This window comes from Caballeronia arvi, from assembly GCF_001544695.2.
Taxonomy (GTDB): Bacteria; Pseudomonadota; Gammaproteobacteria; order Burkholderiales; family Burkholderiaceae; genus Caballeronia; species Caballeronia arvi.
The window spans coordinates 152,011-174,353 of record NZ_FCOM02000004.1 but is presented as its reverse complement, the minus strand read 5'-3'; the positions used below and the strand labels follow the sequence as shown (position 1 = coordinate 174,353).

Here is a 22,343-nt window from a genome sequence, read left to right as displayed (position 1 = left end):
GCGAGCGTCACACGGACTTCACTTCGCCGCCGTCCATCCTCAGCGTGCTGCCCGTCATCCATTTCGCGGCGGGCGACACGAGAAACGCCATCAGCTCCGCGATCTCTTCGGGCGTGCCGTAGCGCGCGATGCCGGCTTCCGTGGGAAAGCGCGCGGTGGCTTCATCGACTGTCATGTCGTGCAATGGCGCCCAGTGTTCGAGATACGAGCGCCTGCGCCCCGTCATCACCGGTCCGGGCAATACACTGTTGACCTGCACGCCATCCGCAATGCCGCGATCGGAAAACGCCTTCGCCAATGCGACTATCGCTGCGTTGATCGTCCCGACAGCCGCGTATGGCGCCTTCGGAAACAACGCCGAGTTGCCCGACATCAGCACGACCGATCCCGACGCTTCCTTCAATGCAGGCCACGCTGCGACGGTCAGCCGCCGCGCGCCGTGCAGCTTCAATGCGAGACCCGCGTCCCATTGCGCATCGGTCATGTCGAAGAGATCGATCTGCGGCACCGCGCCCGCGATGTTCAGCAGCGCATCGATGCGCCCGAACGCGGCGAGCGCTTCATCGACGACCTGTTGTGCGGCTTCGGGACTTGCGAGATCGATATCGATCGTCAGCGTCTTTGCCCCGGCTTCTTCGACCAGACGCGCCGTTTCGCCGACATTCTCGCGATTGCGCGCGACGAGCACGAGCGAATCGAAATCGCGTGCGAGACGGATCGCGGTCGAACGTCCGATGCCCTGACTCGCACCCGTGACGACAGCTACTTTTGTGGACATGTCTGCTCTCCGGTTCAATGAACGACGACCATCTTTCCATTCGCTGCATTGGCTTCCATCACGCGATGCGCTTCGTGAATCTCATCGAAAGAGAACACGCGCGAAGGCGTTGCGTCGAAACGTCCCGCGGCGACATCGGCGGCGATGGCTTGCAGCGGCACATCCGAAAGCGGAAAGCCCGGCGTGCCGAACACGAAGCTGCCGAAGAAAGTCAGATGCACGCCGCTCGACATTTGCAGGAGCGGATTGAAGTCCGCGATCGGAGCGAGGCCGCCGAGCCAGCCCGCGAGACACGCGCGGCCGCCGCGACGCAGCATCGCGAGCGAATCGAGAATCGTGCTGTTGCCGACGAGATCGAGCACGGCATCGATCTCTTTCGCTTGCGCGATACGCTTGCTCAGGTCCGGCGCTTCGAGTTCGACCCGCGATGCACCCAGCGCTTCGAGCTTCGCGAAGCGTTCGCGGCTGCGCGTCGTCGCGATGACCTTCGCGCCCGCGTTCACCGCGAGATTCACGGCTGCCTGTCCGAACGATGAAGTCGCGCCGCGAATCACGACGGTTTGCCCTTGCTCGATCTCCAGGTTGCGAAAGAGGCAGGTCCACGCGGTCGCATAGGTTTCCGGAATCGCGGCAAGCTGGGCCCATGAAAGATCGGATTCGATCAGCGCCACATTGGAAACCGGCGCGCGCGTGAACTGCGCATAGCTTCCGTTGATCGTGCGCCCGAGGCCGCCCATCAATGCAGCCACTTTCGCGCCGACAGGAAATTCGCCGCCCGGACACGACTTCACGATGCCCACGCATTCGATGCCGCTGACTTTCGCGGCTTCGGCCCATTCGCCGCGCCGCATGTGCATCTCGGCATGATTGACGCCGAACGCCTTGATCTCGATGACGACATGTCCTTCGAGCGGTTCCGGTTTCGGAATCTCGGTATAGACGAGGCTATCGATACCGCCGAACTTTTCGAGCACGATTGCACGCATGATGTATCTCCTTGGATGGATGAGCGCGGTGACGAAAGCCGCGTGTTACTGAGCGCGGAATTCGATGATGGCCGCCGCGATCTGCGCCGCGTGCGTTTCGAGCGCGAAGTGGCCCGTATCGAAGAAGCGCACGTCCGCATCGGGGATATCGCGCTTGAATGCTTCCGCGCCCGGCGGCAGGAAGAAGGGATCGTTCTTGCCCCACACGGCGAGGAACTTCGGACGATGCTCGCGGAAATACGCCTGAAAAGCCGGATACAGCGCGACGTTGCTGCGATAGTCGCCGAAGAGATCGAGCTGCACGTCATGCGCGCCCGGACGGTTCATGTAGTAGTCGTCGAGCGAATAGCCATCGGGGGAAATCGCGGTGACGTCGGCGACGCCGTGCGTGTATTGCCACCTCGTCGTGTCCTTCGTGAGCAGCGCGCGCAGCGCATCGCGGTTCGCTTGCGTGGGTGCTTGCCAGTACGCGCGGATCGGATTCCAGCCGTCGCTCAGTCCTTCTTCGTACGCGTTGCCGTTTTGCGAAACGATCGCCGTGATGCGCTCGGGATGCTTCAGCGCGAGACGAAAGCCGGTCGGCGCACCGTAGTCGAAGACGTAGACCGCATAACGATCGAAGCCGATCACTTCCGTGAAGCGATCGATCACGTTCGCGATGTTCTCGAACGTGTAGGCGAACGCGTCACGGTCCGGCATATCGGAAAGGCCGAAGCCGGGAAGATCGGGCGCGACGATATGAAAGCGCTCCGACAACAACGGAATCAGATCGCGAAACATATGGCTCGAACTCGGGAAGCCGTGCAACAGAAGCAGCTTCGGCGCATCGGCGGGGCCGGCTTCGCGATAGAAGACCTCGAAGCCGTCGACGTCGATATGACGATGAGCGATGGTGGACATGGGCGTTTCTCCGTGGTGAGACCGTGTAACCGTTAAAAGCATGAAATGAAGGTTACAGACGAGTTCCGTAACTTGTCAAGAGCATTTTTAGCGGTTACGATTGAGCCATCGTAGAAACTCGGCTGCATCGAAAATGGACTACCGACCCCTCCCGGCGATTTTTCTGGCCGACGCGCCCGGCCTCGACTTCCTGAATTCGATCGCGACGCCGGTCGATGAGCCCGTCGACTGGATCGGCGACGGCGAAGGCCTGCTGTCATGGCTCGAACAGGCGGGTCTCGTGCCTGTCGACGTGCTCGCGCACATGCGTTCGAAAGCCACGCCCGCGGAGCTGGATGAGATCGCGGCCAAGGCGCGCGGTCTGCGCGAGTGGTTTCGCGCGTTCGTGCAGAAGAGAAAAGGAAGGCCGCTGTCGGCGAAGGATTTGAGCGAGCTGGAGCCGCTCAATCAGGTGTTGCAGCGCGATGAACGGCACGGCGTGATCGTCGCCGATGCGAATGCCGCGAGCGGTCTCGCGTTCGGCATGCAGCGTCGCTGGCCGACTGCCGAATCACTGTTGATGCCGATCGTGGAAGCGCTCGCGAAGCTCGTCTGCGAAGAGGACTTCACTTACGTGAAAGCGTGCGAAGGCCCGAAATGCACGCTGCTTTTCGCGGATCACACGCGCGGTCATGCGCGCAGATGGTGCAGCATGGCGATATGCGGCAATCGCGCGAAGGTGGCCGCGCATCGGGCGCGGCTCCGGGAAGGGAAGAGCGGGTAAGGTTACTTTGCGCCCTCCGCGCGCGACGCGCAAAAGCGAAACGAACTCGGCTTCGGCGATTCGGCGACTTCACGCCACCAGCGCTCCCCGCGATGCGGCGCTTCCAGATCGAGCCTTTCCCCCATGCGCGGGGTCGCCGCCGCGACGCCGCGCGCAAGCGCCAGCCCCGTCACGCGCTCGAACGGCTCCTGCCACGGATGCATCGCGAGATCGAACGTGCCGTTGTGGATCGGCACGAGCCAGCGTCCGCGCAAATCGATATGCGCCTGCACCGTCTCCTCGGGCTGCATATGGACGTACGGCCATTGCGCATCGTAGGCGCCGGTTTCTATCAGCGCGACGTCGAACGGGCCGAGGCGCTCGCCGATCGTCCTGAAGCCGTCGAAGTAACCGGTGTCGCCGCTGAAGAACACGCGCAATACATCGTCTACGATAACCCACGACGCCCATAGCGTGCTGTTGCCATCGAAGAGGCTGCGGCCGGAGAAATGCTGCGCAGGCGTCGCGGTGAACGAGAGACCATCGATCTGCGCGCTCTGCCACCAGTCGAGTTGACGCACCTTTGCGGCGTCGATGCCCCATTCGATCAATCGGTCGCCGACGCCGAGCGGCGTCAGAAAGACCTGCGTCGTCGCGGCGAGCGTGAGCACGGTGTCGCGATCGAGATGATCGTAGTGATCGTGCGACAGGATCACGCCTCGCAACGGCGGCAGGTCGTCGAGCGCGATGGGCGGCGCATGAAAACGCTTCGGTCCGACGCGCCTGAACGGCGACGCACGCTCGCCGAAAACCGGGTCCGTCAGCCAGTATTCGCCGCGCAGCTTGAAGAGCATCGTCGAATGACCGAGACGATAGAGACTGCGATCCGGCGCGGCATCGAGCTGCTCGCGTGTGAGCGTATCGACGATGGGCGCCTGCGCCGGCACCGTATTGCGCGGCTTGTTCAGCAGCACGTTCCAGATGATGCGCAAGGTCTTGCCGAAGCCTTCGACGGGCCGCGGCTTCACGTTGCGAAAGCGCGCGCCATCATGTTGCGGCGACGCGCTTGACAACGCACGTCCGCGTTTTGCTGCGGCAAAACCCAGGGCACGGCTGAGGCGATCGGCAATCGAAGTCATGGGACGTGATCTCTGCGCAGAAAGTAGACTGAACAGTGTAGTTTAATTTCGAGATTAAAGTAAACTGACCGGTGTAAAATCCCCGCATGAAATCGAACGACATTCCCCAACGCCTGACCGACCGGAAGCGCGCCGCGATCGTGGACGCGGCCGTGGAGGAGTTCATCGCGGCGGGCTACGACGCGACGAGCATGGACCGCATCGCCGCGCGCGCGGGTGTGTCGAAACGCACGGTCTACAACCACTTCGAGAGCAAGGAAGCGCTGTTCGCCGCGATCCTGCATCGTCTGTGGGATGCGAGCGCGACCGGCGATACGGAGGTCTATAGCGCCGATGAACCGCTGCGCGCGCAATTGCTCGCCTTGCTGACGCGCAAGTTGCGACTTATGAATGACGATGCTTTTCTGTCGCTCGCGCGCGTGGCGATCGCGGCGGGCATTCATTCGCCCGAGCGCGCGCGGGACATGGTTGCGCGCATCGGCGAGCGCGAGGAAGACGTGACCGCGTGGATCAGAAAGGCCGCCGCCGATGGCCGTCTCGCCGTCACGGACCCGGTTTTCGCCGGGCAACAGTTGCATGGCATCGTGAAGGGATTCGCCTTCTGGCCGCAAGTGACGATGGGCCAGCCGCCGCTCACGAAGAACGAGCAGAAGAAAGTGGCGGAAGCGGCCGCCGACATGTTCCTCGCGCGTTATGAACGCCCCACGCCGAAACGTCTATAGAACGGCTTCCGCCACGAGCTGCAACGCAGGCGCGAGCTTCACGCAATCTTCCGGACGTTCCAGCGCATAAGCGAGATTCTTCTGCGCGATCTGTACGTGCTCGGTCGCAAGCGCCTGCGCACGCGTGCCTTCGCCGCGCTCCAGCGCATCGACGAGGCTGTGATGCTGCTGATGCGCCATGAAAAGCCACTGTCGTCCTTCCTCGATGGCGGACTGCATCGGCAGCATTGCGCTCGCGGCGGCGAACGGCAGGCGGTTGTTCATGTCGATGGCGCGCATCAGCGCCGCATTGCCCGATCCCTCGACGATCAGCTTGTGAAAGCGGTTGTTCATGTCGGTGTAGGCGGCGTAGTCGTCGAGATCGAGCTCGGACTTCGCGAGCAGCCGGTCGCCTGCGCGCAAACATTCCGCCAGCGCGTTCGATAGCTGGCGCGGCACGCCATGCTCGGCAACCAGACGCGCGGCCATGCCTTCGAGATGACCGCGAACCGCGATCGCATCGGCGATTTCGGCGGCGGTGATGCGCCGCATCACATAGCCGCCCGCCGGCGACGGTTCGACGAGACCTTCCTGCTCCAGCGTGGTAAGCGCGAGCCGCACCGGCGTGCGCGACGCCTTCAGCCGCTCGGCGAGCGCGACTTCGCCAAGACGTTCGCCGGGCGCGAATTCGCCTTTAAGGATCAGGTCGCGCAGGTAGACCAATACGCGTTCTTGCTGGGTTTCCATGCTTTCTCTCCGTTCGCCGCTGTCGACGATTCTAGGCGAAGCCACGCTTCCTGTGCTTGCTTTTCCGGCTGTCCATGAAGGAAATGTTTTCGTGTGTATGCAAAGAGCCCTAAAACGGCCGTCGGGTGCCGCTTAGGGATAATCCCGATAAAACGTTATAAATCGTTTAAAAACAACAGTATGTAGTGATGGCTCCGTAATTAACGCACTAGCGTGCTGCATACATTATTTGTACATTTGCACTCGAAAGTCTATTCTCCGCCTCAAGACAACGGCCGGCTGCATACAGCAGCGCGCCTTGTGAATACATCTGAACCGGAGACAAAGCCATGATGAGTTCGCAGCAAAACGAGACGATCACCCGTGTCGGCAAGGGCACGCCCGCAGGCCAGTTGCTTCGCCGGTACTGGCAACCGGTCGCGCTCGTCGACGAGCTGCCCGCCGATCGTCCGGTTAAGGCCGTGCGCCTGATGGGTCAGGATTTCGTCGTGTTCAAGGACGAAGCGGGCCGCTACGGCATGCTCGATCGCGACTGCCCGCATCGCGGCGCCGATCTCGCGGCGGGCCGTCTCGAAGGCGGCGGCATTCGCTGCGCGTTCCACGGCTGGCTCTTCGACGCCAGCGGGCGCTGCCTCTCGACGCCGGGCGAACCCGTCGGCAGCACGTTGTGCAACAAGGTGCGTCAGTCGGCGTATCCGGTCATCGAGAAGAGCGGCATTCTGTTCGGCTATATCGGCAAGGACGAGCCGCCCGCGTTTCCGAACTTCGATTGCTTCGCCGCGCCCGATGCGTACACCTTCGCGTTCAAGGGCCTGTTCGAATGCAACTGGCTGCAAGCGCTCGAAGTCGGCATCGATCCGGCGCATGCGTCATTTCTGCATCGCTTCTTCGAAGACGAGGACGTCAGCGAAAGTTATGGCAAGCAGTTTCGCGGCGCGTCGGCTGATTCGAACATGCCGATCACGAAGGTGCTGCGCGAGTTCGAATCGCCGGAGATTCTCGTGAGCCCGGCAGACTACGGCCTGCGTCTCATCGCGAAGCGCGTCCTCGACGATGCGAACACGCACGTGCGCGTGACCAATGTCGTGTTCCCGCAAGCCTTCGTGATTCCGATGAGCTCGGAGATGACGATCACGCAATGGCACGTGCCCGTCGACGATGAAAACTGCTACTGGTATGCGATTTTCACGAGCTTCGGCGCGCCGACCGACAAAGCGCAAATGCGCGAGCAGCGCCTCGAACTGTACGAGCTGCCCGATTACACGTCGCGCAAGAACAAGCGCAACAACTACGGCTTCGATCCGCGCGAGCAGTTGAGCGAGACCTACACGGGCATGGGCTTCGACATCAACGTGCACGATCAATGGGCCGTCGAATCGCAAGGCGCGATTCAGGACCGCACGCGCGAACATCTCGGCACGACGGACAAGGGCATCATCGCGTATCGCCGCTTGCTCGTCGATGCGATCGAGAAAACGCAGGCGGGCGAAAAGACGCTGATGCTGATCGACGAAGAACAAGCCGCGCATCTGACGGGACCGGCGTCGATCGACGGTATCGGACCCGCGGACCGCTGGGACGAATACTGGAAAGAATCGGACGTGAAGCGCCGCGTGAATGCGCCGTGGCCCGCGCCGAAAGCCTGAACGAACCGACCTGCAACCTGAATGGAGCGCGCGGCGCATCAAGTCGCCGCGCGGAACGAATATGTCTTTCGTAGAGACTCATGGTTTGTGGACGGACGCGCAGCATGCCGCGTATGCCGGGCTCGTCGAACGTCTGAAGAAAAGCGATGTGAAGGTGGTGCGTTTCTCGTTTCCCGATCAGCACGGCTTGCTGCGCGGCAAGACACTCGTCGTCGACGAAGCGATCAAGGCGATGAAAAGCGGCGTCACGCTGACGACGACGCTCTTCGCCAAGGACACCTCGCATCGCACGGTGTTTCCGGTGTTCACGACGGGCGGCGGCTTCGGCATGTCCGAGATGCAGGGCGCATGCGACACGCTGATGATCGCCGACCCCGAAACGTTTCGCGTGTTGCCGTGGGCGCCGCATACGGGTTGGGTGCTGTGCGATGTGCATTTCGCCAACGGCCTGCCGGTGCCGTTCAGCACGCGGCATTTGTTTCGCCGCGCGCTCGATCAGCTGTCGAATCACGGTTATGACTTCGTGTCGGGCCTCGAAGTGGAGTTTCATGTCTTCAAGGTCACCGATCCGCACATGAAACCCGAGCATTCGGGCCAGCCTGGCCTGCCGCCCGACGTCGAATTGCTGTCGCATGGTTATCAATATCTGACGGAGTTGCGCTATGACGCCGTCGATGACGTCATGGAACTGCTCCGGCGCAATATGCAAGGACTCAACCTCGACGTCCGTTCGCTGGAAGTGGAATACGGCCCGAGCCAGTTCGAGTTCACGTTCGCGCCGACGAAGGGCATCAAAAGCGCCGACGACATGGTGCTCTTTCGCAGCGCGGTCAAGCAGATCTGCCAGCGCAACGGCTATCACGCGACGTTCATGTGCCGCCCGCGCATTCCGAATGTCGTGTCGAGCGGGTGGCATCTGCATCAGTCGCTCGTGCATACGGGCGACGGTACGAACGCATTCATGCCCGACGATGATTCGCAACCTCTTTCGATGACCGGGCAGCGCTATCTCGCGGGCCTGCTCGCGCACGCGCAAGGCGCGACGTCGTTATCGACGCCGACCATCAACGGTTATCGGCGCTATCGCCCTTATTCGAACGCGCCCGATCGCGCAATCTGGGGACGCGACAATCGCGGCGTGATGCTGCGCGTGCTCGGCGGCGTGAACGATCCTGCGAGCCGCATCGAGAACCGCGTCGGCGAGCCGACAGCAAATCCGTATCTGTATTTCGGCTCGCAAGTGATTTCGGGTCTCGACGGCATTCGACGCAAACTCGAATTGCCGCCTTCCGCCGATACGCCGTATGAAACGCAAGCCGAACCCTTGCCGCGCACATTGAACGATGCACTCGATGCCTTGCGCGCCGACGAATGCCTGCGCGAAGGCTTCGGCAGCGCGTTCGTCGATTACTTCTGCAAGCTGAAGCAGGCGGAGATCGATCGCTTCAATCTCGAAGTCACCGAGTGGGAACATCGCGAATATTTCGAAGCGTTCTGACGGCGCGCTCACAAAGGAGAAACGATATGCCTATGGTTACCTATATCCTGCGCGACGGTGAGCGGCGCGACATCGATGTGCCCGACGGAACGAGCGTGATGGAAGCCGCGATTCACAACAACGTGCGCGGCATCGATGCGGAATGCGGCGGCTGTTTGTCGTGCGCGACGTGTCATGTTTATATCGATGCATCATCGACGGCGGATCTCCCATCGCCCGATGACTCGGAACTCGAATTGCTCGATGGCGTTGCAGCAGAGCGCCGTCCCGAAAGCCGTCTCAGTTGCCAGCTCGTGATGAGCGCCGCGCTGAGCGGGCTCGTCGTGCAGATTCCGCAAAGACAAGGGTGAAATCATGAATCGCTCGCTCGTGATCGTCGGCGCATCGTACGCGGGTGTCCAGCTCGCGGCGGCCGCGCGCGAATCCGGCTTCGACGGACGCATCGTGCTCATCGGCGATGAACCCGACGCGCCTTATCAGCGCCCGCCCTTGTCGAAGGGCTTTCTCACCGGGAGCCTGAACGAAGCGCGCTTGCCGCTGCGCTCGCAAGCGTTCTTCGACGAAGAGAAGATCGAATGGATGCCGTCGATGCGCGTGACGCATATCGATCGCGCGCGCCGTGAAGTCGAACTGCAAAGCGGCGCGCGCATCGCGTATGACCATCTTGCGCTGACGACCGGCGCGCGCGTGCGCAAGCTCGATTGTCCCGGTGCGACGCTCGATGCGGTGCACTATCTGCGCGATCTGCGCGACGCGCGCCGTCTCGCGCAAAGCGCATGCGCGGCACGGCGTGCGGTGGTGATCGGCGGCGGCTATATCGGTCTCGAAGCGGCGGCTTCGCTGCGTCAGAAGGGCATCGACGTGACCGTCGTCGAAACGGAGCCGCGTCTGCTCGCGCGGGTCGCGTCGCCGTGGATGTCGGCATTCATGCAGCGCCTGCACGCGGATAACGGCGTCGCGTTCGCGTTCGGGCGCAAGGTCGTCGCGCTGCAGGCGCTCAACGATGCGGTGTCCGTCGTGCTCGATGACGATACGCACTTGCCCTGCGATCTCGTCGTGGTCGGCATCGGCGTGATACCGAATACGGAGCTCGCGGCGGAATGCGGCCTGACGGTGGCGGGCGGCATCGTCGTCGATGAACATGCGCGCACGAGCGATCCGGCCATCGTCGCCGCGGGCGATTGCGCCGCGTTCGTGCCGCATTGGAGCATGGACGCGCGCGCGTGCCGCGTGGAGTCGGTACAGAATGCGAACGATATGGCGAAGATCGCGGCGCTCGCGATTGCGGGACGGCCGCAGCCGTATCGCGCGGTGCCGTGGTTCTGGTCCGATCAATTCGATCTCAAGCTGCAAATGGCGGGCATCAACACGGGCTTTACGCATCATGTGCTGCGCGGCACTGTCGAGGAGAAGAAGTTTTCGGTCTTCTACTTTCGCGACGATGCCTTGATCGCAGTGGACAGCATCAATCGGCCGCAGGAACACATGCTCGCGCGCAAGCTGCTCGCGAACGGCGCGCGTGTCGCTCCGCACGAAGCGGAAGATGCGGCGTTCGATCTGAAGGGAGTCATGCAATGAAGCCGCTGGTAGGTGTCGTGTGCGACCGGTTTTTTGTCGGCGAGCACGATGTGCATAGTGCGAAGCAAAGTTATGTCCGCGCGTTGATGACGTGCGCGCAGGTCAGTCCCGTGCTGATTCCCGCATCGCGCGACGTGGAGTCGGTCGCGGACTATCTCGATGGCGTGAACGGCCTGCTGTTTCCGGGCGGTGCGTCGAATGTCGAATCGCGCTTGTACGGCGGCGTGCCCGACGCCGACATGCTCGTCGATCCCGACCGCGATCATGTCGCGCTGGAACTGATGCGCGGCGCAGCGGAACGCGGCATGCCATTTCTCGGCATTTGCCGCGGCTTTCAGGAGATGAACGTCGCGTTTGGCGGCACCTTGCATCCGGACATTCATGCGTCGGGGCATTCGGAAGATCATCTCGAGAACCTGAACGAAGATCTGCTCACGCGTTATCGCTATCGGCATGAAATCGAGCTCGTCGATGACGGCGCGTTATCGAAGCTCGCAGGCGGCGCACGGCGTGTGCGCGTGAATTCGCTGCATCGTCAGGGCGTGGCGCAGCTTGCGCCGCATCTCGCCGTCGAGGCACGCGCGCCGGACGGGCTGATCGAAGCGATTCGTCTCGATGGCCACGCGTTCGCGCTCGGCGTGCAATGGCATCCCGAAGCGATGGTCGCAGGCGATGCGCTGTCGCGCGCGCTGTTCGAAGCGTTCGGCGCGAGTTGCAGGCGCTACGCCACGCGCGAGGGAGTTTGATGCCATGTCGGCCGATCGCATCGATCTCAACTTGCTGCGTGTCTTCGACGCAATCTTCGAAGATCGCAATCTCGCGCTCGCGGGCAAGCGCCTGAATCTCAGTCAGTCGGCGATCAGTCACGCGCTCGGACGCATGCGCGACGTGCTCGGCGACGATCTTTTCGTGCGCACCGGCCGAGGCATGGAACCCACCGTGCGCGCGCTCGCGATGGCCACACAGGTGCGCGGCGCGCTCGCGCAGATCAAGGCGGCGCTCGGTGTCGACAAGTTCGATCCGTCCATTGCGCAACGCACGTTCGTGCTGGCTGCCAACGACTACATCACGGCGCTCTTGCTCGGGCGGCTCAGCCAGCGTTTGCGCGCCGAAGCACCGCTCGTGGATATCGTCGTCAGGCCGTCGACGCGGCTCGATCTCGCGGGTCAGATCGACGTGGGCCGCATCGATGTCGCGATCGGTATTTTCGCCGACATGCCGCGGCGGTTCCGCTCGATCGATGTCTGGCAACAGACCGACGCGCTGCTGCTCAATCGCGAGCACCCGGCCGCGGACCGGCCGCTTACGCACGACGATTTGCTGACGTATCCGCTCGTCGCGGTTTCGCAGGGCGGCGAGGAAGAGGGCGCGGTGAGCGGCTTCATCGTCGAGCGGGGGCTTGCGCGGCAGTCGGAAATGTTCGACCGCGAAGCGCTCAATCGAGGCTTCGCCGATCACGCGGACGTGCCGCGCGTGCGCATGGCCGTCGCGCATTCGCTCGCGATTCCCGCGCTGCTGCGTCATAGCGACATGCTCGCGCTGGTGCCGTCGTCGATCGGCCGCGAGCTCGCGCGCAATGGCGAGCTGAACATGCGTGCGACGCCTTACGCCTGTCCCGATGCGACCGTGCGCGCCGTCTGGCACGAACGCAACGATGCCGATCCCGGGCTGCAATGGCTCAGGCAGCAACTCATCGATGTTTCGCGGCAAGTGCGATGCCGCTGATGCGCGGCATTCATCATCGCCATGCAAAGGATTCACTGCGTTCGCGCTCATGAGCGTGCGCGCGTGAACGTCGTCGAAAGTCCCTGAAACAAGGGCTTTTTCATTCGAAAAGGTGACATCGCGAATGGCGTCGCAAGGCGCTCGCTCGCGCTGCGCGCTGCTCGTTCGTAACTTGCCGGGTTGTTCGCCCGGATATGCGCTCTTAATCTGGGCGCCCGTCGATAAGAGAGGATGTCATGGAAGAGACAAAGGTCGTCGATGTTCAGGCGCTCATCAACGCGCACCGCTTTTCACGCTATCAATGGCTCGTCTTCGCGATGTGCTTCGTGATCGTGCTGATGGATGGCTTCGATACCGCCGCGATCGGCTTCATCGCGCCTTCGCTCGTCGGCGAATGGCACTTAAGCAAAGCGGCTCTGGCGCCCGTGCTGAGCGCGGCGCTCTTCGGGCTCGCGTGTGGCGCGGTGTTGTCCGGGCCGCTCGCGGACCGCTGGGGCAGGCGCGGCGTGCTGATCGCGGCCGTGCTGATATTCGGCCTCGCGTGCCTCGTTTCAGGCTATGCGCGCGATCTCACGGAGCTGACCGCGCTGCGCTTCGCGACCGGCGTGGGACTCGGCGCCGCGATGCCCAATGCGGTCACGCTGATGAGCGAGTTCTGCCCGAACGGCCGGCGCGCGACCATCGTCAATCTGATGTTTTGCGGCTTTCCGCTCGGCGCCGCGTTCGGCGGATTTCTCGCGGCCTGGATCGTTCCGCAATTCGGCTGGCGCACCGTGCTGCATTTCGGCGGCGCGGTGCCGTTGCTGTTGACGGTGATGCTCGTGCTCGCGTTGCCGGAATCGATTCAATACATGGTGTCGAAGAAGAAGCCTGTCGAGCGTATCCGGAAGGTGCTGACGCGCATCGCGCCGCAGGCCGCATCGGCGGAATCATTCGTGATGCGCGAGGGCGCCGCGCGGGAAGCGGGCACGGGCGGGGCGCGTGTCGTGCTGTCGCGCACGTATATTTTCGGCTCGCTGATGTTGTGGCTGTGCTACTTCATGGGACTCGTCATCTTCTATGGCCTGATCAACTGGATGCCCGTGTTGCTGCGGGACGCCGGACTGAACCCGCAGCGCGCGGCGCTGATTTCCGCGCTCTTTCCGCTCGGCGGCGCGGGCGCGGTGCTGTGCGGCTGGCTGATGGACCGCTTCAATCCCAATGGCGTCGTGGCGGCCGCGTATGCGTTCGGCGCGGTGAGCGTGTGCGCGATCGGACAGGCGATCGGCAATGTCGGCCTGCTGGTGTGCGCGGTCTTCGTCGCGGGCGTGCTCGTGAACACCGCTCAGGCATCGATGCCGGCGCTCGCGGCGGCGTTCTATCCGACGTCTGGCCGCGGCACGGGCGTCGCGTGGATGCTGGGCGTCGGACGCTTCGGCGGCATCGCGGGCTCGTTTCTGGTCGCGGAGTTGTCGCGGCAACAGATGAGCCTCTCGGGCATCTTCACCGTCGTGGCGATGGCGGGCGCGGCCTCGTGCATCGCGTTACTGCTCAAGCAGGTGGCGAGCCGTCGCGTCGTCCCCGAAGTCGCGGATGGACAGCCGCTCGCGCATTGACGACGCCATACGAGCCGCCGCCGATTTCCGAACGTTCATGCTCGAATAAACGACGGCGGCTCGAATGTGCGATATACCCGCGGGAAGCGATCATCGGAGGCTGGTAAAATTGCGCAACGTTTTTCCACGGGCACGATGTGATGGGTTTCGAACAACTCGCCGGACTGAAAAAGCAACTCGCGAAACAGGCTGCAAACGAAGCAGCAAAGAAAAAGGCGCCACGCGCACGGCGTCCGGCGCCGGCAGCAGCGGCGGCGTCCAAACCGGCGCCGCAGCCCAAACCGGGCGTTGCGGCGAAACCGCCGCGTCAGCCGAAACCGGAAACTGCGTCGAAACCGGTCGATCCTGTCGTGCATACGATAGGCAAGCTGCAAAAGCGTTTTCCGCTTGCTTTCCCGAAGAATCCCGCGCCGAAGGTGCCGCTGAAGGTCGGCATTTTCGAGGATCTGATGAAGCACGCGGAGGAACTCGGTCTGAACGAGCGGGAATTGCGCAGCGCGATCAAGGTTTGGTGCCGGGGCAACCGCTATTGGACGAGCCTCGTCGAAGGCGCGCCGCGTATCGATCTCGCGGGCGGCAATGCGGGTGAAGTGTCGTCGGCGGATGCGGCGCGCGCGGTGTATCTGGAAACGAACCGCGCAGCGCGCGCGGCTTCGTCGCCGAAACCCGCGGAACCGGGCAAGCAGCCGGACGAAGAACCTAGCAAAGAAGCCAGTAAATAAGCTGCAAGTTACGCAATACGCCGCGCACAGTTCGACTGACGCGCGGCTTTTGTTTTTGCTTTTTGTTTCGCATGCTGGCGGGCGCGAGCATGCGACAGCTATCTCAATGCCGGGGCGGCGGCTCGATATCGTAAGCGATTCGTCCCGCGGGCAGAAAGAACAGCGCGATCACGGCGCCGTCTTTTGCTTCCGGATAGTGATGACTTCCCGGCGCGGGCGCGGTCCAGCCGCCATGACACCATCCGTTCGGACCGGCGAGCGCTGCACCGTCGTCGAGCGGCACGACCATGTTGAACTCGCCGTACGGATGCGCGTGATAATCCCCGCGAAAGCTGCCTTCGGGATTGTTCTGCTGGTTGCCCGTGCTGTCCATCAGAACGGCCGTGATGCTGAAGTAGAACGTTTCGGGGCACGGTGCGACGAGCCGCGCGCGCCGGTATCGCGGTCCGGAGATTTCGACATCCGCGGCCCATCCTTCTTCGACGCCTTGCCTGATGAGTCGCGCCAACTCTTTGTACAGCGCGCTATCGACGCCGTATTTCGTGTTGAGCCATTGCTCGATGTTCGTGTCCGTCGTCATGTCCCTGACCTCTTCGAGAAAGGGCAGGCATCGCGCGACGAGTTCTTCCTTGCTGGTTCGTGTGGTTTGATTCGGGGACATCGCTTCTTCTCCTTGGCTTGCGTGTCGATTCACGCGTGCGCCCAAGATGCCACATGGATTCACGCATCAGAAGCGAAGTTGCTGCAATGAAAACTTGAACGCGGTGCAACTCACGCGATGCCGACATGCACGGCAGGCGTTACATCGATTTGATTCAAGAAGGGATTGAATACCTTTCCTGCGCGATGTGTGCCGGGCATTTCGTGGTGGTTTTTCTCGCGATTTCCTTCTTCGAAGAAAGAGATCGCATCCAGACGCGCACATGGAAAGCAACATCGTCTTTTGGCCGGCCCTGCGATCGGCGGGAATGCACTCGTTCGCTGTTGCCCGTTTCACGCCCAGTCTCTAAGCTCGCCGCGATAGTTTCATCCATCGACAAAAGATTCGTCATCCGAACGAATCAATGGAGACACAGGAGCGTTCATGAAACACGGCCGAATCGCGGTATCGATCGCAGCAGCGTTGTGCAGTGCTTCCGCATTCGCGCAAAGCAGCGTCACGCTATATGGCGTGATGGACACGGGCGTCGAATATGTATCGCACGCAAACGCGGCGGGAGATTCTGTCGTGCGCATGCCCGGCATCACGGGAGAAGTGCCGTCGCGCTGGGGCATGCGCGGCGTCGAAGATCTGGGCGGGGCGCTGAAGGCCGTGTTCGTGCTCGAAAGCGGATTCAACGTGCGCGCGGGCGACTCGGGCCAGGGCGGGCGGCTCTTCGGCAGGCAAGCGTTCGTCGGTCTGGAGGGACCGTGGGGCACGCTGTCGTTCGGGCGTCAATACACGATGACGTACTGGGCCATGCTCGACGCCGATATCCTCGGGCCGGACATCTACGGCATCGGCGCGCTGGATGCGTTCATCCCGAACGGAAGAAGCGATAACACCGTTGCGTACAAGGGCAAGTTTTATGGCGTGACGGTCGGCGGATCGTATTCGTTCGGCCGCGACAGCACAGGGACCGGCAATTCTCCGGGGCAGGGCACGTGTTTCGGACCGGTGCCCGGCGACGCGAGCCAATGCCGCGAATGGAGCGCGATGCTCAAATACGACGGCACGTACTTCGGCGTCGCCACCGCTTACGACGAGCAACACGGCGGCACGAATGCGCGCGCGAATTTTTTCGACGGCGTTGCGCCATTTTCCATCGCGTCGAGCGGCGACAAGGACGCGCGTCTGCAGGCCAACGGCTATGTGAACGTGATGGGCGTGAAAATCGGTGGCGGATGGATCGGCCGTCGCGTGGAGTCGGACGGAGCGGGCGGCAGCGTGCGTTCGAATCTTTTCTATCTCGGCGCCCAGTACTTCGTGACGCCCGCACTGGCAATCGATGGCGAAGGTTATCGCGTGATCGTCCAGCAACACGACACGCGCGCCACGCTGGCGAGTCTGCGCGCAACCTACTTCCTGTCGAAGCGAACCGCCGTGTATGGCAACGTCGCGTATCTGTGGAACAGCGCGAAAGCGCGCTTTTCGGTGAGCGCGGGCGGCGGCGGCACGACACCCGCGGCGGGCATGGGGCAACTGGGCGCGATCGTCGGCGTGAGGCATTCGTTCTGATCGAAAGATGGCGGACAAGCACATCGATGCATGGCTCCGAACCGTCGAGGATATCGGCAAGGGCGTTCGCGAAGTACGGAACACATGCTATCCGGCGCGCTGCTGGGACGGCCGCAGCGAGCCTGTCGTGCGCGTGCTGGACAAGCCGACGACGCGCACGCTCACCGTCTCGTGGTGCGATGCGAGCACGGGTCACTACGGCTATCAGACGTGGCGCGTGAGATGCGCGCGCAACGCAGGAACGTGCGTGCTGACGGGGCTGCCGATCGAGGCAGGCGACGAAGTGTTCAGCCCGCGCAAGGGACTGACCCAGCCAGGCAACGCCGGCGCGATGATCGCGGCGGCGAGCCTTCGTCGTACTTCGAGGCGTGTATCCTCATGACTATCCGGCAGGCTATGGATACGGAGGTTAATCATGAACGAACAGACGATACGTGAAGCGCTGGATGCTCACTGGCGCGCATCGGCGGATGGCGATCTCGATGCGGAACATGACATCTACGAGGACGATGTCATCTGCGACTATCCGCAATCGAACGAACGCATCCACGGACGAACGAATTTGCAGCAGTTGCGCGGTCATCATCCGGACAAACCATCGGGCTTCGAAGTCAGGCGAATGCAAGGAGCGGGCAATCTCTGGATTACGGAATACACGATCGCGTATAAGGGGAGCACCGCCTATACGGTAAGCATCATGAAATTCCACGACAACAAGGTCGTTCACGAGACTCAGTACTTCTGCGAAGGCTTCGAGGCGCCGGCCTGGCGCAGCCAGTGGGTTCGGCGGATTGCGTGAGCGGTGTCTCAACGGCCGGCAAAATCGTTTGCGTAGGTCGTCTCCCACCCGCCGCCGAGTGACTTGCATAGCGCGACGAGATTCTCGGCGGCCCGCGCCTTGCTTTGTTCGAGCTGGCCTTGTGCGTCGAGCAGTTGCTTCTGGACGTTGAGCACATCCAGATAGTCGAGCGCGCCGGCCTTGTATCGTTGTTGCGCGATGCCGAGCCCGCGCTGATTCAGCGCGACCGCCGAAGCGAGCCGGTCACGCCGGCGCTGTTCCGCATCGTAGACGAGCAGCGAATCGTCGACCTCGCGCCACGCTTCGAGCACGGTGCGCTTGTACAGGATCGCCGCTTCCTGCTGTTGCGCCTCGCGCAGTTGCAGGGTTCCTTTCAGTCGCCCGCCTTCGAAAATGGGAAACGTAATGGCCGGTCCGATCACGAACTGCCCCGACGCCCATTCAGCCAGATTGGAAAGCTGCAGACTCTGAAACCCCGCACTGCCGTTCAGCGAAATGCGCGGATAGAAATCGGCCTTCGCCATGCCGATCGATGCCGTGGCCGCATGCAACTGCGATTCGGCCCTCTTGATGTCGGGCCGACGCTCTGCAAGCTCCGACGGAAAACCGACAGGCACCTGATCGGGCAGCCTGGGCACATCGCGCGCAACGCTCAGCGTCTCCTTCAACGCGCCGGGCTGCTCGTCGAGCAACACGCCGATGGCGTTGATCATCGTATCGCGACGTGCTTCGAGCGTCGGAATCAGGCTCTCGATGGTTTCCATCTGCGCTGACGCATTGGCGACATCGAGTTCCGTGGTGACGCCTTCGCGCACGCGTATCTTCGTGAGCTTTACCAGATCTCGCGCAATATCGAGGTTCTGTCGGGCAATGTCGAGCAGCGACTGCGCGTCGCGCATCTCGATGTAGTCGCGCGCGAGTTCCGCGCGGGCCGACAGAAGAACGGAATTGCGGTCTTCGTAAGAGCCCTCCGACAAGGCAGCCGCGGCCTCGACGCCGCGCCGCGCGCGGCCCCAGAGGTCGAGCTCCCACGATGCATCGAAACCGGCCTGAAACAGGTTGTACGCCGGTGAACCCTTGGAGCCGGGCATGGCCGACACGCCGAGTGGGTCGCTGCCGGATGCCGACAGCGGCTGACTCTGCGACGGTGTCACGCCGAGCAAAGACAGGATGCCGTTCTCGCTGCCGCGTTCTCGGTAGTACGATGCTGCGCCACCGAGTGTCGGAAGCTCGGCCGCGCCCGCCACGCGCTGTTCGGCGCGACTCTGGAGCAGACGCGCCGAGGCAGCGGCCACGTCGAGGTTGGAAGCGGCCAGCCGCGTCTCGAGCATGTTCAGCACGGGGTCGTCGAACAGGGTCCACCAGTCCGGGTTGAAATTGGTCTCTATCGCCTTGCTCGATGCCTGCGTGGCATGGGTCCGGTCGAAAACATCGGGCGTCGCGGACTTCGGACGTTCGAAGTCGGGTCCGACCATGCATCCCGTCATCGCGAAGCTTGCGAGGACGGCCAGGGCGCGCAGGGACATTCCGTTTGCGTTCATTTTGCGTCGGCGCTCTGCGCGAATGTCCGGCCCGGCCGGCCCACGGCCACCTCCGCTTCGACCGAAAGCCCGACGCTCAATGCGGATGCGGCTTCCTGGTCGCGGTCGATTTTGATCTTGACCGGCACACGCTGGACGATCTTGGTGAAATTGCCCGTTGCGTTGTCGGGCGCGATGGGCGCGAAGCGCACGCCGGTCGCGGGCGCGAGACTATCCACATGGCCCTTGATGACGACGCCCGGAAGGCTGTCGACCTTGATGCGGACACTCGCGCCAGGCCGCATTCTGGCGATCTGGTTTTCCTGAAAGTTGGCGACGACGTAAGCGTCCGACAAAGGAACGATGGCCAGCACCGGCGCACCAGGCGTCACGAAAGCGCCGACCCGTGCCGAACGCCGTCCCACCTTGCCGGAGACTGGCGCGCGAATCTCCGTGTACGACAGGTTGAGCTTCGCCTGCTCCAGCGCGGCCTGCGCGCGTGCCTGCTCGCCGGCGGCTTTGTCGCGCTGCGTGCGCAACACGTCGAGGTTCTGCTCGGTGCTGCTCAGCGCGGCGCGATCGTGTGCCTGCTGCGCGAGCTGCTGGGCCAACGCGCTCGTTGCGCGCTGCTGTTCCTGCGCGGTGCCCGCACCGGTATCCGACAGATTCTGATAGCGCGATGCGTTGGCGCGTGCGAACGCGACGCCCGCCTCATCCGAGCGAAGCGTGGCTCGGACCTGCTCGACGAGCGAGGGCTGCCGCCTGATCTCGGCCTCGAAATTGGCGACGGTCGCACTGGCTGCGGTCACATCGGCCTGCGCGCTCATCAACGCGGCGCGATAGTCGCGGTCGTCGATGCGCACGAGCAGTTCCCCGGATTTGACCGACTGATTGTCGTCGACCAGAACATCGGATATCTGACCGGCGATGCGCGGCGCCACCAGCGTGAAGTCGGCTTCGACATAGGCATCGTTCGTGGATTCGCTGGTCGAGTCCGACAGGAGCCAGATGCACACCCATGCAACGACTGCGAGCGCGAGCACCGCCCCGGCGATGCGCAAGTATTTGAAATGGGAACGGATGAAAGTCGACATGGAAAACGTCCCTTGATGGGAGGAGGGGGGCGAAGCGGGCGGCGCATCGGTCCACGGCGGATAGATACGCACGGGCAGCACAGGAACGAGGAACAGAAGCGCGACGGCCACGCAGGCCATCACGCGATAAAGATCCGCGCACATCAGCACCAGCGCCTGTTCGTGCACGCGCTGCGCGAGTTCGCCGAGGCCGTGCGCCGCGTCGATGCTTTGACTGCTGACGAGGGCGTGATTGCCCAGCTGATCCACGAGCATGTTCGAATGAAAGCGTTCGCGATCGGTGCCGAGCCCTTCTATGAGACCGGTCGCGACCGTCGCGCTGAAGGCTCGAAGCGAGTTGAACATCGCAGAGGCGAACGGGCCTTCGGCGGGCGGCAGCCCAGTCGTCACGCCCATCAGGATGGCGAGGATGACCATCGGTTGCGCGACGATCTGCAACGACTGAAGCAGATAGAAGTTGTCGCGGATCCATTCGGAATTCAAATAGCTTCCCATCACGCAGGTCGCGATCATAAGGCACAGTCCGAAAGCCATGACCCAGCGCGAATCGATGCGCTTCAGGTTGAGCACGGCGGCCGTCAACGGAAGCGTGAGCAGTAGCGGAAGCGCGACCAGCAGCGACAGAGGCGTGGTCTGCAACGGACGGTACGCGTGGATGCCCGCGAGAAACTGACCCGGTATCGCAGCGACGCCAACCAGCAGGATCACCGCACCGGCGAGCGTCGTGAGTCCGTGCGAAAAGTTTCTTCGCGCAAGCAACTGGAGCTTGAAGAAGGGCAGCGGATGAAACCATTCGTTGACGAGAAAGAGCGCGAGCAAGATCGACCCGCCGATCAACATCGAGCAGATGAAGCCGGAGTTCAGCCAGTCGAGTCGATCGCCCTGCAAAAGACCGATGACGAGCATGACGACGGCCGGACATCCGGTGATGAAGCCCGTCCAGTCGAAGGACCTGAAGCGGTCGAGTCTGAGCGGATCGGCGGGAAGCCCTTGCTGGATCGCGAGACAGCTCACCACGCCGAGCGGCACGATCTGCCAGAACGCCCATTTCCAGCTGACGTACTCGGTCCAGAGCGCTGCCAGCGGCGTGCCGAGCGCCGGTCCGAAGGTCGCCGTCAACGCGTATCCCGCGAGTCCGTATAGCTTGATCTTCGGCGGCAGATAGCGCAGCGCGACGATGATCAGCATCGGCGGCAAGCACCCGCCCGCGATGCCTTGCAACACGCGCAAGACATACAGCGTCGCGAGATTCGGCGCGAACGGGCAAAGGAAACCGAAGAGCATGGCGGCTATAACAGCGCCGATCGTGAATCGCTTGAGTGTGAACGTGATGCCGAACCACGGCGCGAAGACCATCGTGGCGGCATTGGCCGCTTCGAACAGCGTGGTCAGCCAGGTTCCGTCGTCATGTCCGATCGAGCGCGCGCCTTGGATGTCGGTCATCGAAATCGCGGTGACCTGTTCGTTGACGATGGCGAGTAAGGACGCGACGAGCATACCGATCAGGCCAACGGCGACGCCAGGTGAAAGCGTGACCTGAGCTGCAGCCGGCGCGATAGCGGCTGCCTCATTCTGCGGACTGCCCGGTAACGGATTGGCGGCAGACATAGGGTCTCGCTGGCTGATCGCTTACCGATCAGGCATCACCTGGGCCATTGCCGATTCGGGCCGGACGGGCGCTGTGTTTTTTATTGTGATTTCACTCGACCGATTGCGGCGTCGCAATCATGTATCGGCTTAATGGAATGCGGAAAAGCGTGCGGCGTTTTCTGTAGCGAAGACAGGCCGTCTAATGGGACGTTGCATGAGTCATGCTTGCAACTGACGGGACGCCGTTATTCTGGAATGCTTGGAGTATAGCCGCGTGTGTTTTCGTGCGCAGAATTCGTGCGATTCCGTCTGTTGTCCGCTCACTGAGCCTTTCGGTCGAGCGTCGCGCACCGACGATTGCAATT

The 22,343-nt window shown here is 62.6% G+C and carries 21 protein-coding genes; 13 read left to right on the top strand and 8 right to left on the bottom strand.

What is annotated here, in order from left to right; genetic code table 11:
* Positions 1–7: 7 nt before the first annotated feature.
* The 3 genes from AWB74_RS07095 to AWB74_RS07085 are packed head-to-tail and all read right to left on the bottom strand — an operon-like array spanning position 8 to position 2,664.
* The gene (locus AWB74_RS07095) at positions 8–778 is read right to left on the bottom strand and encodes an SDR family oxidoreductase (protein ID WP_061146071.1); all 771 of its coding nucleotides are present in this window, start codon (positions 776–778) and stop codon (positions 8–10) included.
* A gap of 14 nt (positions 779–792) precedes the next feature.
* The gene (locus AWB74_RS07090; protein WP_061146070.1) at positions 793–1,764 is read right to left on the bottom strand and encodes a zinc-binding alcohol dehydrogenase family protein; all 972 of its coding nucleotides are present in this window, start codon (positions 1,762–1,764) and stop codon (positions 793–795) included.
* 45 nt (positions 1,765–1,809) lie between these two features.
* Positions 1,810–2,664: an alpha/beta fold hydrolase gene (locus AWB74_RS07085; RefSeq protein ID WP_061146069.1), complete on the bottom strand. Its 855-nt coding sequence runs from the start codon at positions 2,662–2,664 to the stop codon at positions 1,810–1,812.
* A gap of 133 nt (positions 2,665–2,797) precedes the next feature.
* On the opposite strand from AWB74_RS07085, the gene AWB74_RS07080 reads away from it, so the two are divergent.
* Entirely contained in the window at positions 2,798–3,427 is a 630-nt protein-coding gene (locus AWB74_RS07080; RefSeq protein WP_061146068.1) for a CGNR zinc finger domain-containing protein, read from the top strand.
* A 2-nt stretch (positions 3,428–3,429) separates the two neighbouring features.
* Here AWB74_RS07080 and AWB74_RS07075 read toward each other — a convergent pair whose 3' ends face one another.
* On the bottom strand, positions 3,430–4,545 hold the full coding sequence (locus AWB74_RS07075; protein WP_061146067.1) for an MBL fold metallo-hydrolase: 1,116 nt from the start codon (positions 4,543–4,545) through the stop codon (positions 3,430–3,432).
* An 86-nt stretch (positions 4,546–4,631) separates the two neighbouring features.
* Here AWB74_RS07075 and AWB74_RS07070 point away from each other — a divergent pair, with 86 nt between their 5' ends.
* Positions 4,632–5,267: a TetR/AcrR family transcriptional regulator gene (locus AWB74_RS07070; RefSeq protein WP_061146066.1), complete on the top strand. Its 636-nt coding sequence runs from the start codon at positions 4,632–4,634 to the stop codon at positions 5,265–5,267.
* Here the strand turns inward: AWB74_RS07070 and AWB74_RS07065 are convergent.
* Complete coding sequence (locus tag AWB74_RS07065; protein WP_061146065.1) at positions 5,262–5,993, bottom strand: GntR family transcriptional regulator; 732 nt, start codon at positions 5,991–5,993, stop codon at positions 5,262–5,264. The two genes, AWB74_RS07070 and AWB74_RS07065, sit on opposite strands and share 6 nt — an antisense overlap.
* A 329-nt stretch (positions 5,994–6,322) precedes the next feature.
* On the opposite strand from AWB74_RS07065, the gene AWB74_RS07060 reads away from it, so the two are divergent.
* The 8 genes from AWB74_RS07060 to AWB74_RS07025 all read left to right on the top strand — a co-directional run bounded on the left by AWB74_RS07060 (position 6,323) and on the right by AWB74_RS07025 (position 14,757).
* On the top strand, positions 6,323–7,639 hold the full coding sequence (locus AWB74_RS07060; RefSeq protein ID WP_061146064.1) for an aromatic ring-hydroxylating dioxygenase subunit alpha: 1,317 nt from the start codon (positions 6,323–6,325) through the stop codon (positions 7,637–7,639).
* A gap of 61 nt (positions 7,640–7,700) precedes the next feature.
* The gene (locus AWB74_RS07055) at positions 7,701–9,137 is read left to right on the top strand and encodes a glutamine synthetase family protein (protein WP_061146179.1); all 1,437 of its coding nucleotides are present in this window, start codon (positions 7,701–7,703) and stop codon (positions 9,135–9,137) included.
* 26 nt (positions 9,138–9,163) lie between these two features.
* Entirely contained in the window at positions 9,164–9,487 is a 324-nt protein-coding gene (locus AWB74_RS07050) for a 2Fe-2S iron-sulfur cluster-binding protein (protein ID WP_061146063.1), read from the top strand.
* A gap of 4 nt (positions 9,488–9,491) precedes the next feature.
* Complete coding sequence (locus AWB74_RS07045) at positions 9,492–10,715, top strand: NAD(P)/FAD-dependent oxidoreductase (RefSeq protein WP_087038874.1); 1,224 nt, start codon at positions 9,492–9,494, stop codon at positions 10,713–10,715.
* Positions 10,712–11,461, top strand: a complete 750-nt coding sequence (locus AWB74_RS07040) for a gamma-glutamyl-gamma-aminobutyrate hydrolase family protein (RefSeq protein WP_061146062.1) — start codon at positions 10,712–10,714, stop codon at positions 11,459–11,461. Before AWB74_RS07045 ends, AWB74_RS07040 begins: the two co-directional genes overlap by 4 nt.
* Positions 11,462–11,465: 4 nt before the next feature.
* Positions 11,466–12,440 carry a LysR substrate-binding domain-containing protein gene (locus AWB74_RS07035; RefSeq protein ID WP_061146061.1) on the top strand — a complete coding sequence of 325 codons (975 nt, stop codon included), beginning with the start codon at positions 11,466–11,468 and terminating at the stop codon, positions 12,438–12,440.
* Between the two features lie 236 nt (positions 12,441–12,676).
* Entirely contained in the window at positions 12,677–14,035 is a 1,359-nt protein-coding gene (locus AWB74_RS07030; RefSeq protein WP_061146060.1) for an MFS transporter, read from the top strand.
* A 140-nt stretch (positions 14,036–14,175) separates the two neighbouring features.
* On the top strand, positions 14,176–14,757 hold the full coding sequence (locus AWB74_RS07025) for a ProQ/FinO family protein (protein ID WP_061146059.1): 582 nt from the start codon (positions 14,176–14,178) through the stop codon (positions 14,755–14,757).
* Between the two features lie 103 nt (positions 14,758–14,860).
* Here AWB74_RS07025 and AWB74_RS07020 read toward each other — a convergent pair whose 3' ends face one another.
* A complete protein-coding gene (locus tag AWB74_RS07020; RefSeq protein ID WP_061146058.1) occupies positions 14,861–15,418 on the bottom strand; it encodes a 4-hydroxylaminobenzoate lyase in 558 nt (185 codons plus the stop codon).
* A 423-nt stretch (positions 15,419–15,841) separates the two neighbouring features.
* Here AWB74_RS07020 and AWB74_RS07015 point away from each other — a divergent pair, with 423 nt between their 5' ends.
* From AWB74_RS07015 to AWB74_RS07005, 3 genes are read left to right on the top strand one after another with little or no spacing between them, the layout of a single operon-like run.
* Entirely contained in the window at positions 15,842–16,975 is a 1,134-nt protein-coding gene (locus AWB74_RS07015; RefSeq protein WP_061146057.1) for a porin, read from the top strand.
* Between the two features lie 7 nt (positions 16,976–16,982).
* Positions 16,983–17,357, top strand: a complete 375-nt coding sequence (locus AWB74_RS07010; protein WP_061146056.1) for a DUF3331 domain-containing protein — start codon at positions 16,983–16,985, stop codon at positions 17,355–17,357.
* Positions 17,358–17,390: 33 nt separating this feature from the next.
* Positions 17,391–17,774 (top strand): nuclear transport factor 2 family protein, encoded by a 384-nt coding sequence (locus AWB74_RS07005; protein ID WP_061146055.1) that lies wholly within the window; start codon positions 17,391–17,393, stop codon positions 17,772–17,774.
* Between the two features lie 8 nt (positions 17,775–17,782).
* Here AWB74_RS07005 and AWB74_RS07000 read toward each other — a convergent pair whose 3' ends face one another.
* Both AWB74_RS07000 and AWB74_RS47170 read right to left on the bottom strand, forming a co-directional pair.
* A complete protein-coding gene (locus tag AWB74_RS07000) occupies positions 17,783–19,315 on the bottom strand; it encodes an efflux transporter outer membrane subunit (protein WP_061146054.1) in 1,533 nt (510 codons plus the stop codon).
* The gene (locus AWB74_RS47170; RefSeq protein WP_407642407.1) at positions 19,312–21,996 is read right to left on the bottom strand and encodes an MFS transporter; all 2,685 of its coding nucleotides are present in this window, start codon (positions 21,994–21,996) and stop codon (positions 19,312–19,314) included. Before AWB74_RS47170 ends, AWB74_RS07000 begins: the two co-directional genes overlap by 4 nt.
* Positions 21,997–22,343 lie beyond the last annotated feature (347 nt).